The organism is Streptomyces sp. CB01201 (assembly GCF_002803085.1).
In the GTDB taxonomy this organism is placed as follows: Bacteria; Actinomycetota; Actinomycetes; order Streptomycetales; family Streptomycetaceae; genus Streptomyces; species Streptomyces hundungensis.
Genome location: NZ_NNBJ01000004.1, coordinates 257,464 through 271,873, shown reverse-complemented (window position 1 = coordinate 271,873; position 14,410 = coordinate 257,464). Strand labels below are relative to the sequence as shown.

Sequence of the window (14,410 nt, the reverse complement as noted above, 5' to 3'; positions counted from 1 at the left end):
CGCCGAGCCCGTCCCCCCGGAGCGGGGCGGTGCTCAGGCGCCGCCCCGCGCCACGCAGTCCGCGAGGTGGTCGTCGACCAGGCCGCAGGCCTGCATCAGGGCGTACGCCGTGGTCGGCCCGATGAAGCGCAGGCCGCGCTTCTTGAGCGCCTTGGACAGGGCCGTCGACTCGTCGGTGACGGCCGGCACCTCGGAGAGCGTGCGGGGGGCCGGCCGGGTGGCCGGGTCCGGCGCGTACGACCAGATGAGGTCGTCGAGCTCGCCGGGCGACCAAGCGGCCAGGGCCTGCGCGTTGGCGACCGTCGCCTCGATCTTGAGGCGGTTGCGGATGATGCCCGCGTCGCCGAGCAGGCGCTCCTTGTCGGCCTCGGTGAACTCGGCCACCGCCGCGATCTCGAATCCGGCGAAGGCCCGCCGGAAGCCGTCGCGGCGGCGCAGGATCGTGATCCAGGAGAGACCGGACTGGAAGGCCTCAAGGCAGAGCCGTTCGTACAGCGCGTCGTCGCCGTGGACCGGGCGGCCCCACTCGGTGTCGTGGTAGGCCACGTAGTCCTCGGTGGAGAGCCCCCAGGGGCAGCGGAGCCGCCCGTCGGGCCCGGGGATCGCGTCACTCATCGCCGGGGCTCCTCGTCGGTCGGGTCGGCCCGGTGAGGGGGCGTCACCAGGTCCTGGCCGGAGCCCGGGAGCACGTCCTCGCGGGCTTCGGGCGCGGCCGGTCCGGGCCGCGCGGCGGCGGCCGGGCCGGGCTGCGCCGTCTGCCGGTCGTGGAGCGCCGGGCGCGCCGCCGACCGGAGCTCGGCGATCCGTGCGTCGCGCTCGGCGAGTTCGGCGCCGAGCCGGCTCAGGACGTCGTCCACGTCCGCCATCCGGTAGCCCCGCAGGACCACCGGGATGCGCAGCGCCTCCACGTCGGCCCGGACCACCGGGCGGTGCTCGGGCAGCGGGTCCACCAGGTGTTCCGGCTCGGCATCGGACAGCACCGCCGACTCGTCGCCGCCGCCGCCCACCACGGCGAGGGTCACCGCGGTGACCACGACGACCATCGCGATCAGCAAGAACCAGAACACGAGCGAGCCTTCCCGACGCCGGAAACTGTCGGGTCCGATCGTGCCATGCGGCACTGACAGTTAGGGTCGCAGGCGAACAACGGCCGGACCCACAGCAAAGGATCAACAGGGGATGCACAGCGGAACGGACCGCGGCACGCTGCGGCTTGGCCGGCGCGAATTCACCGCGTACGAACCGGTGATCATGGCCATCGTGAACCGGACCCCCGACTCCTTCTACGACCAGGGCGCGACCTTCCGGGACGAGCCCGCGCTGGCCCGCGTGGAGCAGGCGGTGGCCGAGGGCGCGGCCATCATCGACATCGGCGGGGTCAAGGCGGGTCCCGGCGAGGAGGTCACCGCCGAGGAGGAGGCGCGGCGCACGGTCGGGTTCGTGGCCGAGGTCCGCCGGCGCTTCCCCGAGGTCGTCATCAGCGTGGACACCTGGCGGCACGACGTGGCCGCCGCGGTCTGCGAGGCAGGCGCGGACGTCCTGAACGACGCGTGGGGAGGCTTCGACCCGAAGCTCGCCGAGGTCGCGGCCCGTTACGGCGCCGGTCTCGTCTGCACCCACGCGGGCGAGGTGGAGCCGCGCACCCGGCCGCACCGGATCGCGTACGAGGACGTCATGGCGGACATCCTGCGGGTCACCCTGGGACTGGCCGAGCGGGCCGTCGAGCTGGGCGTGCGACCGGACGGGATCATGATCGACCCCGGGCACGACTTCGGGAAGAACACCCGGCACAGCCTGGAGGCGACCCGGCGTCTGGAGGAGATGGCCGACACGGGCTGGCCGGTCCTCGTCTCCCTTTCCAACAAGGACTTCGTGGGCGAGACGCTGGACCGCCCGGTGAAGGAACGGGTGATCGGGACGCTCGCGACGACGGCGGTCTCCGCCTGGCTGGGCGCCCGGGTGTACCGCGTCCACGAGGTCGCGGAGACCCGTCAGGTCCTGGACATGGTGGCCTCGATCGCGGGCCACCGGCCCCCGGCGGTGGCCCGCCGGGGGCTCGCCTGAGGCCTGCCTAGCGCCCGGACTCCTTGGTGACCAGGGCGATCGCCTCGTCCACGTCGTCGGTGACGTGGAAGAGCAGGAGGTCGCCCTCGGACGCCTTGCCCTGGCCGACCACGGTGGTGCGCAGCCAGTCGACGAGGCCGCCCCAGTACTCCGTGCCGAACAGCACGATCGGGAACCGGGTGACCTTGCGCGTCTGCACCAGGGTCAGCGCCTCGAACAGCTCGTCCAGGGTACCGAGTCCGCCCGGCAGCACCACGAAACCCTGGGCGTACTTGACGAACATGGTCTTGCGCACGAAGAAGTAGCGGAAGTTGATCCCGATGTCGACGTGCGGGTTGAGCCCCTGCTCGAAGGGCAGCTCGATGCCGAGGCCGACGGAGATGCCGTTGCCCTCCCGCGCTCCCCTGTTGGCGGCCTCCATCGCGCCAGGCCCGCCGCCGGTGATCACGGCGAAGCCCGCGTCGACCAGGGCCCGGCCGATCCGCACGCCGGCCTCGTAGTCGGGTGATCCGGCCGGCGTGCGGGCCGAGCCGAACACGCTGATGGCGCTGGGCAGTTCGGCGAGAGCGCCGAAGCCCTCGACGAACTCGGACTGGATGCGCATGACCCGCCAGGGGTCGGTGTGCACCCACTGCGAGTCCCCCTCGGAGTCGAGGAGACGCTGATCGGTGGTGCCGGCCTGGACCTGATCGCGGCGGCGCAGCACCGGTCCGAGCCGCTGTTCGAGCCGCTGCTCCGCCGGAAACGGGCTTCCCTCGGGGTTGGCCATGCCGTGCTCCCTCCGCTGACGATGTTGCGCGTGCTCAGCCAGGGTAGGTCGGCGAACATGACGAATGGCGGAATTCCGGCAGGCCACACCGCTACCGACGGCTGGAAAGAAGGGCCCGCCCGCCCCTGACGGGCTCCGGCAGCCGGCTCAGTCGGTCAGCCAGGCCCGCAGCCGCTGCTCGCACCGGGTGATCCGCTCGACGACGACGTGCTCGTCCCGCTTGTGGGCCAGGAGCGCGTCGCCCGGCCCGTAGTTGACCGCGGGGATGCCGAGGTCGCCGAAGCGCGCGACGTCGGTCCAGCCGAACTTGGGCCGGGCCGTGCCGCCGACCGCCGCCATGAACGCGGCGGCCGCCGGGTGCGAGAGCCCGGGCAGGGCCGCCCCCGAGTGGTCGTCGACGACGAACTCGGCGATGTCGCAGTCCGCGAAGACCTCGCGGACGTGGGCGAGCGCCTGCTCCCCGCTGAGGTCGGGCGCGTACCGGTAGTTGACGACGACCGTGCAGGCGTCCGGGATCACGTTGCCGGCCACGCCCCCCTCGATGCGTACCGCGTTGAGGCCCTCGTGGTACTCCAGACCGTCGATGACCGGGCGGCGCGGCTCGTAGGCGGCCAGCTTCGCGAGGATGGGGGCGGCCTTGTGGATGGCGTTGGAGCCCATCCAGCTGCGGGCGGAGTGGGCGCGCTCGCCGCTGGTCTTCAGAAGCACCCGCAAGGTGCCCTGGCAGCCGCCCTCGACCTCGGTGTCGGAGGGTTCGAGCAGTACCGCGAAGTCGCCGGCCAGCCACTCGGGGCGGGCCTCGGCGATCTTGCCCAGGCCGTTGAGGTGGGCGGCGACCTCCTCGTTGTCGTAGAACACGAAGGTCAGATCGCGGTTGGGCTCGGTCACGGTCTGCGCGATGCGCAGCTGGACCGCCACGCCCGACTTCATGTCGCTCGTGCCGCAGCCCCAGAGCACGCCGTTCCCGTCCAGCCGGGAGGGCACGTTGTCGGCGATCGGCACGGTGTCGATGTGCCCGGCCAGGATGATCCGCTCGGCCCGGCCCAGGTTCGTGCGGGCCACGACGTTGTTGCCGTGCCGGTCGACGGTCAGGTGGGCCAGCTTGCGCAGCTCGTGCTCGATGGCGTCGGCCAGCGACTTCTCGTCGCCGCTGACGGAGGCGAAGTCGACGAGCCGGGCGGTCAGCGTGGGCGCGTCCGCGGTGAGATCCAGGGTGGTTTGGGCCATGCGTCCGACCCTAACGCCAAGGCCGGGGGGCCTTCGCGCTCCAGTACGGTGGGCTCCGTGTCCGAGCTCAGCGACCTCCCGCGCCCCTCCCGACACGGCCGCCTCCTGCGTGTCGGCGCGGCCGTCGCCGTGCTGCTCGCGCTCGCCGGGTACCTGGTGGTGCAGTACGTGAGCGGGGGCCCCGGGGCGCCCAGATGTGTGGCGGGGACGGGCGACGGACAGGGCGCCACCTTCGGGATGAGCCCCGAGCAGGCGGGGAACGCGGCGACGATCACGGCCGTCGGGCTCGCCCAGGGAATGCCGGAGCGGGCCGTGACGATCGCGCTGGCCACCGCCCTCCAGGAGTCGGGTCTGCGCAACCTCGACCACGGCGACCGGGACTCGCTCGGCCTCTTCCAGCAGCGGCCCTCGATGGGCTGGGGCAGCCCCGAGCAGATCATGGATCCGGTGTACTCGGCCGGGAAGTTCTACCAGCACCTCGCCGAGGTCCCCGGCTACTCGCGGCTTCCGCTGACCGTGGCCGCGCAGAAGGTGCAGCGCAGCGGCTTCCCGCAGGCGTACGCCAAGCACGAGCCGGACGCGGCGGTGCTCACGGCCGCGCTGACCGGCCGCCAGGCTGCCTCGCTGACCTGCACGGTGGCCAAGAACGTACGGCCCGGCGACCCCGCGGAAGTGCGGACGGACCTGACGAAGGCGTTCGGCGAGGGCGTGGTCGCGGCACGGCAGCCGGCCGGGGCGGGCCAGGACGTGGCCGTGCCGGTGCGGGTCACCGAGAGCGCGGCGGCCTCCGGCACCGGCCCGGAGCAACGCGGCTGGGCCCTGGCGCACTGGGCGGTGGCGCAGGCAGAGGCGCTGCACATCGCCCGGGTCGGCTATGCGGGCCGGGTCTGGAACGCGGACGAATCGGCCCGGGGCTGGACCACCGGGCCGGCCGGCGCCTCCGCCTCCCCCGGGCCGGGCACCGCCGTGGGCGCCCCCGCCGACGGCACGCACGAGGTACTGATCACCCTCGCGCCCTAGACCGGCCCCGCGTCACACCCCGGTCACGCGTTCGGCCGGGCACTCGACCGAAGTACCGCCGCATTCCCGGTTCCGGGTTTCGCACCCGCGTCCGGATTCCACTCGGCAGAACCGTCAATTCCCTTGCGGGCAAAGGGATCTGACGGACCGTCACTCCCCATGCCAATGAATCAATTGCCCGCTTTTATCCAGAGTAGATAATGCGACGCATTGGGAACTCTTTACCCGGGCCCACCGCAACCTCCCCTCCCCTCAAGACGGTTGTCACTGCGTCCGAACGCCGGACAGCGACACATTTCCAACCCGTCTGAAGGAGCACCATGTCCCTCCCCCTGACCCGTCGGATCGCCCGCGCCGCGCTGCTCATCGCGGCAGGTGCAGCGCCCGTGGTCGGTGCGGCCGGCTCCGCAAGCGCCGTGGACGTCCCCCAGGTCGCCCCGAACCTCAGCGGCCTGACCCAGATGGACCCGAGCTCGGTCAGCAACGCCGTGGACGGGGTGACCCAGAAGACCACCGGCATGGCCGGCAACACCGGCGCCGAGGCCGTCAAGAAGGCCGTGCCGGCCGCGGGCAAGACGGTCGGGCAGACCGGCAAGGTGGCGACCCCGGCCGCGCAGAAGGCGGCCGGCGACGCGGCGGGCAGCGCGGGCGACATCCTCGGCTCGGCCGCCAAGACCGCCACCCAGAGCGGCCTGCCGGGCGGCAACCTGCCCACCCACGGCGTGCCGAGCACCGACCAGCTCCCCCTGAAGGGCCTGCCCCTCGGCTGACCGGGACGCGGGTGATGCCAAGGGGCCCGAGGAGTACACACTCCTCGGGCCCCTTCGCGTAACGCCGGTGAGGCGGCCGGCCGCTACCGCGCGAGGCGCTTGACGGCCGCCTCGACGCGCTCGTCGGTCGCGGTGAACGCGACCCGCACGAACCGCTCCCCGGCCTCGCCGTAGAAGTCGCCGGGCGCCACCAGGATGCCGAGCCCGGCGAGGTGGGCGACCGTCTCCCAGCAGCCCTCGTCGCGGGTCGCCCACAGGTACAGGCTGGCCTCGCTGTGCTCGATGCGGAAGCCGTGCCGCTCCAAAGCCTCGCGCAGCGCCGTGCGCCGCGCCGCGTACCTGGCCCGCTGCTCCTGTACGTGGGCGTCGTCGCCCAGGGCCGCGACGGTGGCCGCCTGCACGGGCGCGGCGGTCATCATGCCGCCGTGCTTGCGGATCTGGAGCAGCTCGCCGAGCACCTCGGCGTCACCGGCGACGAAGGCGGCCCGGTAGCCCGCCAGGTTGGAGCGCTTGGACAGCGAGTGGACGGCCACGATGCCCTCGTAGCCGCCACCGCACACGTCGGGGTGCAGCACCGAGACGGGCTCGGCCTCCCAGCCCAGCTCCAGGTAGCACTCGTCGGAGAAGACGAGCACGCCGTGCTCGCGGGCCCACGCCACGATGCGGACGAGTTCGTCCTTGGCGAGCACCCGGCCGGTCGGGTTGGAGGGCGAGTTGAGCCAGAGCAGCTTCAGGTGGGTCGGGTCCAGCTCCGTCGGGTCGTCGTACACGACCGCCTCGGCGCCGCACAGCCGCGCGCCGACCTCGTACGTCGGGTACGCGAGCCGCGGGTAGGCGACCTGGTCGCCCGCGCCGAGCCCGAGCTGGGTCGGCAGCCAGGCCACCAGCTCCTTGGAGCCGACCACCGGCAGGATGTTGGTGTGCTCGACCGAGCGCGCGCCCAGACGCTTCTCCAGCCATCCCTTGATCGCGTCCCGCAGCGCGGGCGTGCCCCACACCGTGGGATAGCCCGGCGAGTCCGCCGCCCCGGCCAGGGCCTCCTGGACGAGCGCGGGGACCGGGTCGACGGGCGTGCCGACGGAGAGGTCCACGATGCCGTCCGGGTGGGCCGCGGCCGTCGCCTTGTACGGCTCCAGCTTGTCCCAGGGGAAGACGGGAAGGCGTGAGGAGACTGCGCTCACGGAAGTGCTCACTTTCTCGTACGTACGGTGCTGTGCGAGCCGCGCCGGGAAACACCGCGGCCCCGTACGGCAGCTGCGCCGTACGGGGACCGGGGAAGCGCGATCAGCCGTTCTGCGGCGGCAGCGCTGCGATGAAGGGGTGGTCCCGCTCGATCAGGCCGAGCTTCGAGGCGCCACCGGGCGAGCCGAGCTCGTCGAAGAACTCCACGTTCGCCTTGTAGTAGTCCTTCCACTCGTCCGGGGTGTCGTCCTCGTAGAAGATCGCCTCGACCGGGCACACCGGCTCGCAGGCGCCACAGTCGACGCATTCATCCGGGTGGATGTACAAGGACCGGGAGCCCTCGTAGATGCAGTCGACCGGGCACTCTTCGATACACGCCTTGTCCTTGACGTCGACACAAGGCTGCGCGATGACGTAGGTCACGCTGTCGTTCCTCCTCGATAGGGCGCGGCGGGCCGATCTGCGGCTCCGTCCACGTGGCGCGCGGGAGCGCGGCGTCGTCGATGCCCGCACCTAGTATCTCCGGTTCGGGGCACGATCCGAACAGGAGGGGCGGAGAGACCTGTGGAATTCACCACCGGCGGACGGCTTGAGGTCCGAATTACGGCGGCCGATACGGGCAAACGCGTATCAGTCCGGCGCCTGAGCTCCGGCGGAACCCCGGGCTCGCTGTTCACGGACACGGTCGGCGTGCTCACCTCGTGGGACAACGGTGTGTTGTCGATCACACGAAAGAGCGGTGAGACGGTGCTCGTCGACGAGACGACGCTCGTCGCCGGCAAGGTCGTGCCGCCCGCGCCGGCCCGCCGCCGCGGTCCGGCCGCCTCCTTCGCCGAACTCGCCCCGGTGCTCGCGCGCGCCTGGCAGCCCGTCGAGAGCGAGCCGCTCGGGCAGTGGACGCTGCGGGCCGCGGCCGGTTTCACCCGCCGGGCGAACTCGGCCCTCCCCCTCGGTGACCCGGGCCTGCCCCTGCCGGACGCCCTCGGCCGCGTACGCGACTGGTACGCGGCGCGGGGCCTGCCCGCCTACGTCCAGACCGCGACGGGTGCCGAAGGGACCCAGGAGGTGCTCGGCGCGGAGCTCGAACGGGCGGGCTGGGAACGGGAGGTGAGCGCCGAGGTACGGATCGCGGCACTGGCGCCGATCGGCGACGTGGACGCGGACGTGTCCGGGGTGCGGCTGGAGCGCGGCGTCGACGCGGCGTGGCTGAGCCGCTACCAGCGCTCCGCGGAGCCCGGAGAGCACGTCCTGAAAGTCCTGGGCAGCGGGCCTTCCGTGTGGTTCGCCTCGATCCCGGGCGAGGGTGCGGCGCCGGCGGCGATCGGGCGGTGCGTGGTGGACGGGCGCTGGGCCGGGTTCATGGCGGTCGAGGTCGACCCGGCGCGGCGCCGGAGCGGTCTCGCGACGGCCGTGATGGCGGCGCTCGCCCGCCGGGCCCTGGACGAGGGCGCGTCGGCGGCCTGGCTCCAGGTGGAGGCGGACAACGCGGGCGCCCGCGCGCTCTACGGCGGCCTGGGCTTCGCGACGCACCACAATTACCACCACTTCCGGGCCCCCTCCGGTGCCGGTGCCGGTGCCGCTGCCGGCACCGGCTGACCGGTGGCGAGGCCGGCATGAACGAGCCCGACGAAATGGCCGATCCGGACGACATGGACGACATGGACGACATGGATCCGGAAAACCCCGACTGGCGGCGGGAGTTCGCCGAAGAGGCCCGCTCGGAACGTCCCGACGTGGGGAGGCTCTGTCTGCTCCTCGCCGCGGTCGCGGACCCCGAGCTCGGCCAACGCGGCATCGACGCGGCGCAGATCGAACTGGACCGGCTGGCCGGGTTGCTCCCCCACGGCCTGGCGGACGCCCGGTCCTGGGCCGCGGCCACGGCCGAACTCCTGGGCTCCGCCTGCCACTTCCGGGGCAGCGCCGCCGACTACGAGCGTCTGGATTCGTCCCTGCTGCCCGAGGTGCTGCGACGCCGGCGCGGCCTTCCCATCCTGCTCTCGGTGGTCTGGATCGAGGTGGCCCGGCGGGCCGGGGCGCCGGTGTACGGGGTGGCCCTGCCGGGCCACTTCGTGGTGGGGTTCGGCCCGCGCGAGGACCGGGTCCTCGTCGACCCGTTCGACGGAGGCAGGCTCCTGACCGGCTCGGATACGGAGCTTCTGGTGGCCGGGGCCACCGGGGCAGGCCTCGACGAGTCGATGCTGAGCCCGGCCGCGCCGCTGGAGACGGTACTGCGCATCCTCAACAACATCCGTGCCTGGGCCGCGGCCCGCCCCGAACACAGCGCGGTCGCCCTCTGGGCGGTGGACCTCTCCCTGCTGCTCCCCTCCCACCCGGCCGCGCTACGCCTGGAACGGGCCGAACTCCTGGTCCGGAGAGGGGAGTTCGCGGCCGGGGCGGTGGAGCTGGAGGCCTACGCGGCGGTACTGGATCCGGTGGATCCGGCTGCGGCGTCCGCGATCCGCCGCCGCGCGTTCGCCGCGCGAGCGATGCTCAACTGAGGCGTGGGGGCCTTCGGCTCGCCCTGAGCGCGGGTAGCTCGCCCGGGCTGCGGGTGGCTCGCCCTGAGCGCGGGTGGCTCGCCCTGGGGACGCTGGGCCCACTGATTGCGCAGTTCCCCACGCCCCTGAAACCCGACTTCACATGCGGGCCGTGCGTGGCTGGTCGCGCAGTTCCCCACGCCCCAAAAAACCGCCTCCACCTGCGGACCGTGATCGCTTCTCGCGCAGTTCCTCGCGCCCCAAAAGGTGGCCCGGGATGCTTCGGTGCCGGCCCGCATCGAGCACCCTCAGCCCGTCCGGCGATTGAGGACGAGCGCCGTTCAGGCGCGAACGGGGGTGCAGGGGGCGAAGCCCCCGCAGCGGGTCTGGGGTGCAGCCCCGGGGGCCGAACCCTGAATCCGCTGCACAGGCGGGCGGCAGGGTGGGCAAAATGCCCCCGGGGCAGGGGCAGAGCCCCAGGGGATCGGATTCGGCCAATCCGGCGGGGCGGGGGGAAACGCCTGCCGGGGCGCCCGGCAGCGGTCACAATCTGTGGGCGCGACCTCAACAGGGCGTACCTGAAGCCCTGTTGAGCGGGCGCAGCCATGCCCCGTCGACCTCTCCGGGAGTCACCTTGCCACGCCTCAGACGCATAGCCGCCCGCCTCGCCCCCGCCCTCCTCCTCCCCCTCCTCGCCCTCGGCTCCGCCGCCCCCGCCGGCGCGGACACCGGCCAGGCCGATCTGGCCGTCTCGCTCGACGCCTCCCCGAAGGGCCTCGGCATCAACGCGGCCACCTTCACCGCGAGCGTCACCAACGCCGGGCCCTCGGCCGTCAGCGCCGCCCGGGTGTGGTTCAGCTATCCGGCCGGGTTCACGGCCCCCGCCGCGTCCGGCTGCACGATCGACAGGACGAACCGGACCGCCGTCTGCGCACTCGGCGCGATCCCCTCCGGCGCCACCGTCACCAAGAAGCTGACGCTGCACGCCGGCCTCCTGACGGCGAGCGGCAACCTCCCGGTCACGGCCGCTTTGGTCGACCTGACCCCCGCCGACCCGGACCCGGGCAACAACTCCGCCGTGCACATCTGCTCCGCGCTGACCCTGCTGCTGGTGAGCTGCTGAGCCGCTGAGAGCACCCCCGGCCGGTGGGCGCACCCCACCGGCCCCTCTCAACACCCTTACAGCCAGCCCTTCTCGCGAGCGATACGGACCGCCTCCGCACGATTGCGGGCCGCCAGCTTCTGGATGGCCATGGAGAGGTAGTTGCGGACCGTGCCTTGTGAGAGGGACAGCGCCGTGGCCAGCTCCGCGTTGGTCGCCCCGTTCTGCGCCGCGCGCAGCACATCGCGTTCGCGGTCGGTCAGCGGGTTCGCCCCCTCGGCCAGCGCGGCAGCGGCCAGCGTGGGATCGATGACCCGCTCCCCGGCGAGCACTTTGCGCACCGCCGTGGCGAGTTGGGCCGCCGGGGCGTCCTTGACGAGAAAGGCGTCCGCGCCCGACTCCATGGCGCTGCGCAGATAGCCCGGCCGTCCGAACGTGGTCAGGATGACGATCTTGACGGCCGGCAGCTCGCGGCGCAGATCGGCCGCCGCCTCGATGCCCGTACGGCCCGGCATCTCGATGTCGAGCAGGGCGACATCGACGTCGTGGGCGCGGGCCGCGTCCAGGACCTCGTCCCCCCGGGCGGCCTGCGCGACCACCCGCATGTCCGGCTCCAGGCCGAGCAGCGCGGCGAGGGCCTCGCGGACCATGGACTGGTCTTCGGCCAGGAGAAGTCGGATCATGGGCCGGATACTAGAGGGATTCCGGACGCGTCCGGAATCAGCGGGATCCGGGCGGTGAGCGTGAAGCCCTTGCGTCCCGCGTCCGCCTCCAGGACACCGGACACCTTTTCCAGGCGCTCCCTCAGCCCCGTGAGGCCATGGCCCGGGTCCGGCGCCGGCGCCCCGGGGCGCGGCTTCCCGTCGTCCTGGACGCGCAGTTCGAGGAACCGTCCGTCCAGCGTCTGGCAGGCTTCGAGCGTGACCGTGCAGTGCCGGGCGCCACTGTGGCGTACGACATTGGTGGCAGCCTCGCGCAGCACCCAGGCGAGGACTTCCTCCTCCGCCGCGGGCAGCCCCTCGGGCGCCTCGGTCGGCACGTCCGCCTGGATGCCCGCGGCGTTCAACACCGTACGGGCGCCCGCGAGTTCGGCCGGCAGGGTCATCCGGCGGTAGCCGCTCACGGCGGCCCGTACGTCGGCCAGCGCCTGGCGGCCGACCTGTTCGATGTCGGCCACCTCCTTGGCCGCCTGGTCGGGGTGGTCGGGCAGCATCCGTCCGGCCAGCTCGCTCTTGAGCGTGATGAGCGAGAGGGAGTGTCCGAGCAGGTCGTGCAGATCGCGCGCCATCCTCAACCGCTCCTCGTTGGTGGCGAGTTGGGCCACGGTCGCCCGTGCCTCGCGCAGTTCGACGGAGGTGCGGATCAGATGGCGTACCCCGGTCATCGCGAAGCCGCCGAGCAGGGCCGGGATGGCCAGGCCCGGCACGACGTCGCCGACGTGGGCGACCTGCGTGCCGATCACCGTCATCGTGGCGGTCGTCACGAGGATCGCCCACGTCGCGAGGGCCAGTGACAGCGTGGCACCGCACGAGACGGACACGTAGACGAAGAGCACCAGCCAGGAGGAGCCCAGCGTCAGGGAGAGCGCGAGGGCCACGGCCGCCAGGAGGGCGAGGAGGCTGTAGACCGTGGCGGTGGTCATCGGACGCGCGGTGTGCCGCAGCACCAGGGCCAGGTAGACGGTCACGAAGCCGACGAGGCCGATCCAGCCGAGGACGGTGGCCACGGTGGTGTGGCTGCCGTCCAGCAGATCGCCGATCGGGGCGCTCATGAAGGCCAGCCAGACGCCGACCCACATCAGCTTCTGCCACACCTGGCGGCGCGTCTCGGGGCTCAGCCCGATCCGCACCGCCGGCGCCCTGCTGTGACCCTGGTTCACGGGACTCACGCCTTCAGGGTGTCCTTCCGGTACAGCCATGCCGCGCCGCCCGCGAAGAGCAGGAAGTAGAAGACGAGGATGGCGAGGTCCTTGCCGTGCGGGGCGTCGCCCAGCTCGATGGCCTGTCCGAGGGCAGCGTACGCGTGGGTGGGCAGCCACTCCGCGATGTTCTGGAGCCACTGCGGGAAGACGGTGCTGGGCATCCACAGGCCGCCCAGGATCGACATGCCGAAGTAGATGATCATCGTGATCGGACGGACCGCGTCACCGCTGGCGATGTAGCCGATGGCCACGCCCAGCGCGGCGAAGCAGAGCGAGCCCGCCCAGATGGCGACGGTCAGGGCGCCCCACTGCCAGGCCTCGAACCGGACGCCCTTGGTGACGGCGGCCACCAGGAAGACGACCACGATGCACGGCAGGGTCACGACTCCCGCGCTGGCGATCTTGGCCAGGACGTAGCCGCGTCCGGGCAGGGTGGTCAGGCGCAGCTGGCGTACCCAGCCCTTCTCGCGCTCCTTGGCGATCTTCTCGCTGTTGCCCATGAGCACGGCCGTGATCGCGCCGAAGGACGCCATCGAGACCATGTACAGGGCGGGGAAGGTGAGATCGGTGCCCTTGACCTTGTCGGTGCTGTTCTGCGAGGCCGCGAAAAGGAGATAGAGCACCGAGGGGTAGACCACCGAGAAGAACATGAACTTCTTGTTCCGCAGGGTGCGGGTGATTTCCAGCTTGATCAGCGCCCCGGAAAAAAATTTGGTCAGCATGCTGCGTTGGCCTCCTCGGCCGAGGTGATGGCGACGAAGGCCTGCTCAAGGCCGAGACCCGCGACTTCGAGGTTGCGCGGGTAGAGGCCGAGCCCGTACACCGCGTGCACCGTGGCGTCGGCGTCGTGCGACTGGATGCGGACGGTACGGCCCGAGATGTCGATGGTGGAGAGGAAGGGCAGGGCGCGCAGGGCGGCCTCGTCGATGGCACCCTCCAGGTCGAAGCTGACCCGGCGGGCGCCGGCCTTGGCCTTGATCTCGGCGGCGGTGCCGTCCGCGAGGAGGCGGCCCTTGTGCAGGACGAGCACCCGGTCGGCGATGGCGTCGGCCTCTTCCAGGTAGTGCGTGGCGAACAGGACCGTACGTCCCTGCGCCGCCTGCTCGCGCATGGTCGCCCAGAACGCCTGCCGGGCGGTGACGTCCATGCCGGTGGTCGGCTCGTCGAGGACGATCAGGTCGTTGGCGCCGACGGTCGCGAGCGCGAAGCGGACGCGCTGCTCCTGGCCGCCGGAGAGCTTGTTGACCTTGCGGTCCGCGATCTGGGCGATCCCCGCGCGATCCATGACCTCGGCCACCGGGTGCGGCTTGGGGTGCAGATCGCAGCCGAGCTTGACCAGCTCGCGTACGGTCACGTCCTCCATCAGGCCGCCGCTCTGGAGCATCGCGCCGACCTTTCCGGCGTTGATCGCCTGGGCGGGCGTCATGCCGAAGAGGCTGACGGTGCCGGAGTCGGCGTTGCGCAGCCCGAGCAGCAGATCGAGCGTGGAGGACTTGCCGGCGCCGTTGGGGCCGAGCAGGGCGACCGTTTCGCCGGGGTGGAGCCGCAGCGACAGGTCGGCCACGGCACGGACGTCGCCGTAGCTCTTGTTCACGTTCTCGAAGCTCACCACGGACTGGGCGGTCCGCTCGGCGGCTGGTGCTGTCTGCGTCATGCCCCCAGGTTCGCCCAAGCCCCCGCACGACGGCAGTGGCGTGCGTCGTGACTCCGGCATGACGGATGTCATGCCCAGCGACATGACACCGGGCGCCCTACAGGGGCAGAGGGACAGCCCCCCTGCCCCGCGACACCGGGCGCCCTACAGGGGCGCGGGGAACTGCGCGAGCAACCACCCACAGCGGACGGACGAAACGAGACCCGGGGCGCGGGGAACCGCGC

16 protein-coding genes are annotated in these 14,410 nt (G+C 72.2%); 6 read left to right on the top strand and 10 right to left on the bottom strand.

Translation table 11 applies throughout. The features are described 5' to 3' along the window. Positions 1 to 33: 33 nt before the first annotated feature. The gene (locus CG740_RS11410; protein WP_100574929.1) at positions 34 to 615 is read right to left on the bottom strand and encodes a DNA-3-methyladenine glycosylase I; all 582 of its coding nucleotides are present in this window, start codon (positions 613 to 615) and stop codon (positions 34 to 36) included. Beyond that, a complete protein-coding gene (locus CG740_RS40845; protein ID WP_234376193.1) occupies positions 612 to 1,067 on the bottom strand; it encodes a hypothetical protein in 456 nt (151 codons plus the stop codon). The genes CG740_RS11410 and CG740_RS40845 overlap by 4 nt, the downstream gene beginning before the upstream one ends. Positions 1,068 to 1,179: 112 nt before the next feature. Between CG740_RS40845 and folP the strand changes: the two genes are divergently transcribed. Beyond that, complete coding sequence (folP, locus tag CG740_RS11400) at positions 1,180 to 2,064, top strand: dihydropteroate synthase (protein ID WP_100574928.1); 885 nt, start codon at positions 1,180 to 1,182, stop codon at positions 2,062 to 2,064. Positions 2,065 to 2,071: 7 nt separating this feature from the next. Here folP and CG740_RS11395 read toward each other — a convergent pair whose 3' ends face one another. Both CG740_RS11395 and dapE read right to left on the bottom strand, forming a co-directional pair. Further along, the gene (locus tag CG740_RS11395; RefSeq protein WP_100574927.1) at positions 2,072 to 2,833 is read right to left on the bottom strand and encodes a TIGR00730 family Rossman fold protein; all 762 of its coding nucleotides are present in this window, start codon (positions 2,831 to 2,833) and stop codon (positions 2,072 to 2,074) included. A gap of 147 nt (positions 2,834 to 2,980) precedes the next feature. Beyond that, on the bottom strand, positions 2,981 to 4,060 hold the full coding sequence (dapE, locus tag CG740_RS11390; protein WP_100574926.1) for a succinyl-diaminopimelate desuccinylase: 1,080 nt from the start codon (positions 4,058 to 4,060) through the stop codon (positions 2,981 to 2,983). 48 nt (positions 4,061 to 4,108) lie between these two features. Here dapE and CG740_RS11385 point away from each other — a divergent pair, with 48 nt between their 5' ends. Further along, complete coding sequence (locus tag CG740_RS11385) at positions 4,109 to 5,080, top strand: hypothetical protein (RefSeq protein WP_234376192.1); 972 nt, start codon at positions 4,109 to 4,111, stop codon at positions 5,078 to 5,080. Between the two features lie 320 nt (positions 5,081 to 5,400). Continuing rightward, positions 5,401 to 5,850, top strand: a complete 450-nt coding sequence (locus CG740_RS11380; protein WP_100574925.1) for an ATP-binding protein — start codon at positions 5,401 to 5,403, stop codon at positions 5,848 to 5,850. A gap of 83 nt (positions 5,851 to 5,933) precedes the next feature. Here the strand turns inward: CG740_RS11380 and dapC are convergent, their stop codons facing one another. Together dapC and fdxA are read right to left on the bottom strand one after the other, a co-directional pair. Next, complete coding sequence (dapC, locus tag CG740_RS11375; protein WP_100574924.1) at positions 5,934 to 7,031, bottom strand: succinyldiaminopimelate transaminase; 1,098 nt, start codon at positions 7,029 to 7,031, stop codon at positions 5,934 to 5,936. A 103-nt stretch (positions 7,032 to 7,134) separates the two neighbouring features. Further along, positions 7,135 to 7,455 carry a ferredoxin gene (gene fdxA / locus CG740_RS11370; protein WP_018845645.1) on the bottom strand — a complete coding sequence of 107 codons (321 nt, stop codon included), beginning with the start codon at positions 7,453 to 7,455 and terminating at the stop codon, positions 7,135 to 7,137. A gap of 141 nt (positions 7,456 to 7,596) precedes the next feature. On the opposite strand from fdxA, the gene CG740_RS11365 reads away from it, so the two are divergent. From CG740_RS11365 to CG740_RS11355, 3 genes are all read left to right on the top strand, one after another. After that, positions 7,597 to 8,628: a GNAT family N-acetyltransferase gene (locus CG740_RS11365; RefSeq protein WP_100574923.1), complete on the top strand. Its 1,032-nt coding sequence runs from the start codon at positions 7,597 to 7,599 to the stop codon at positions 8,626 to 8,628. 71 nt (positions 8,629 to 8,699) lie between these two features. Continuing rightward, complete coding sequence (locus tag CG740_RS11360) at positions 8,700 to 9,530, top strand: transglutaminase-like domain-containing protein (RefSeq protein ID WP_100575089.1); 831 nt, start codon at positions 8,700 to 8,702, stop codon at positions 9,528 to 9,530. A 613-nt stretch (positions 9,531 to 10,143) separates the two neighbouring features. Beyond that, on the top strand, positions 10,144 to 10,632 hold the full coding sequence (locus CG740_RS11355) for a DUF11 domain-containing protein (RefSeq protein WP_100574922.1): 489 nt from the start codon (positions 10,144 to 10,146) through the stop codon (positions 10,630 to 10,632). Between the two features lie 56 nt (positions 10,633 to 10,688). Here CG740_RS11355 and CG740_RS11350 read toward each other — a convergent pair whose 3' ends face one another. The 4 genes from CG740_RS11350 to CG740_RS11335 form a co-directional block, all read right to left on the bottom strand. Further along, positions 10,689 to 11,294 carry a response regulator transcription factor gene (locus CG740_RS11350; RefSeq protein WP_199846410.1) on the bottom strand — a complete coding sequence of 202 codons (606 nt, stop codon included), beginning with the start codon at positions 11,292 to 11,294 and terminating at the stop codon, positions 10,689 to 10,691. Beyond that, complete coding sequence (locus tag CG740_RS11345) at positions 11,291 to 12,409, bottom strand: sensor histidine kinase (RefSeq protein WP_234376209.1); 1,119 nt, start codon at positions 12,407 to 12,409, stop codon at positions 11,291 to 11,293. The genes CG740_RS11350 and CG740_RS11345 overlap by 4 nt, the downstream gene beginning before the upstream one ends. Before the next feature lie 86 nt (positions 12,410 to 12,495). Continuing rightward, complete coding sequence (locus CG740_RS11340; protein WP_100574920.1) at positions 12,496 to 13,254, bottom strand: ABC transporter permease; 759 nt, start codon at positions 13,252 to 13,254, stop codon at positions 12,496 to 12,498. Beyond that, a complete protein-coding gene (locus tag CG740_RS11335) occupies positions 13,248 to 14,186 on the bottom strand; it encodes an ABC transporter ATP-binding protein (protein WP_100574919.1) in 939 nt (312 codons plus the stop codon). Before CG740_RS11335 ends, CG740_RS11340 begins: the two co-directional genes overlap by 7 nt. Positions 14,187 to 14,410 lie beyond the last annotated feature (224 nt).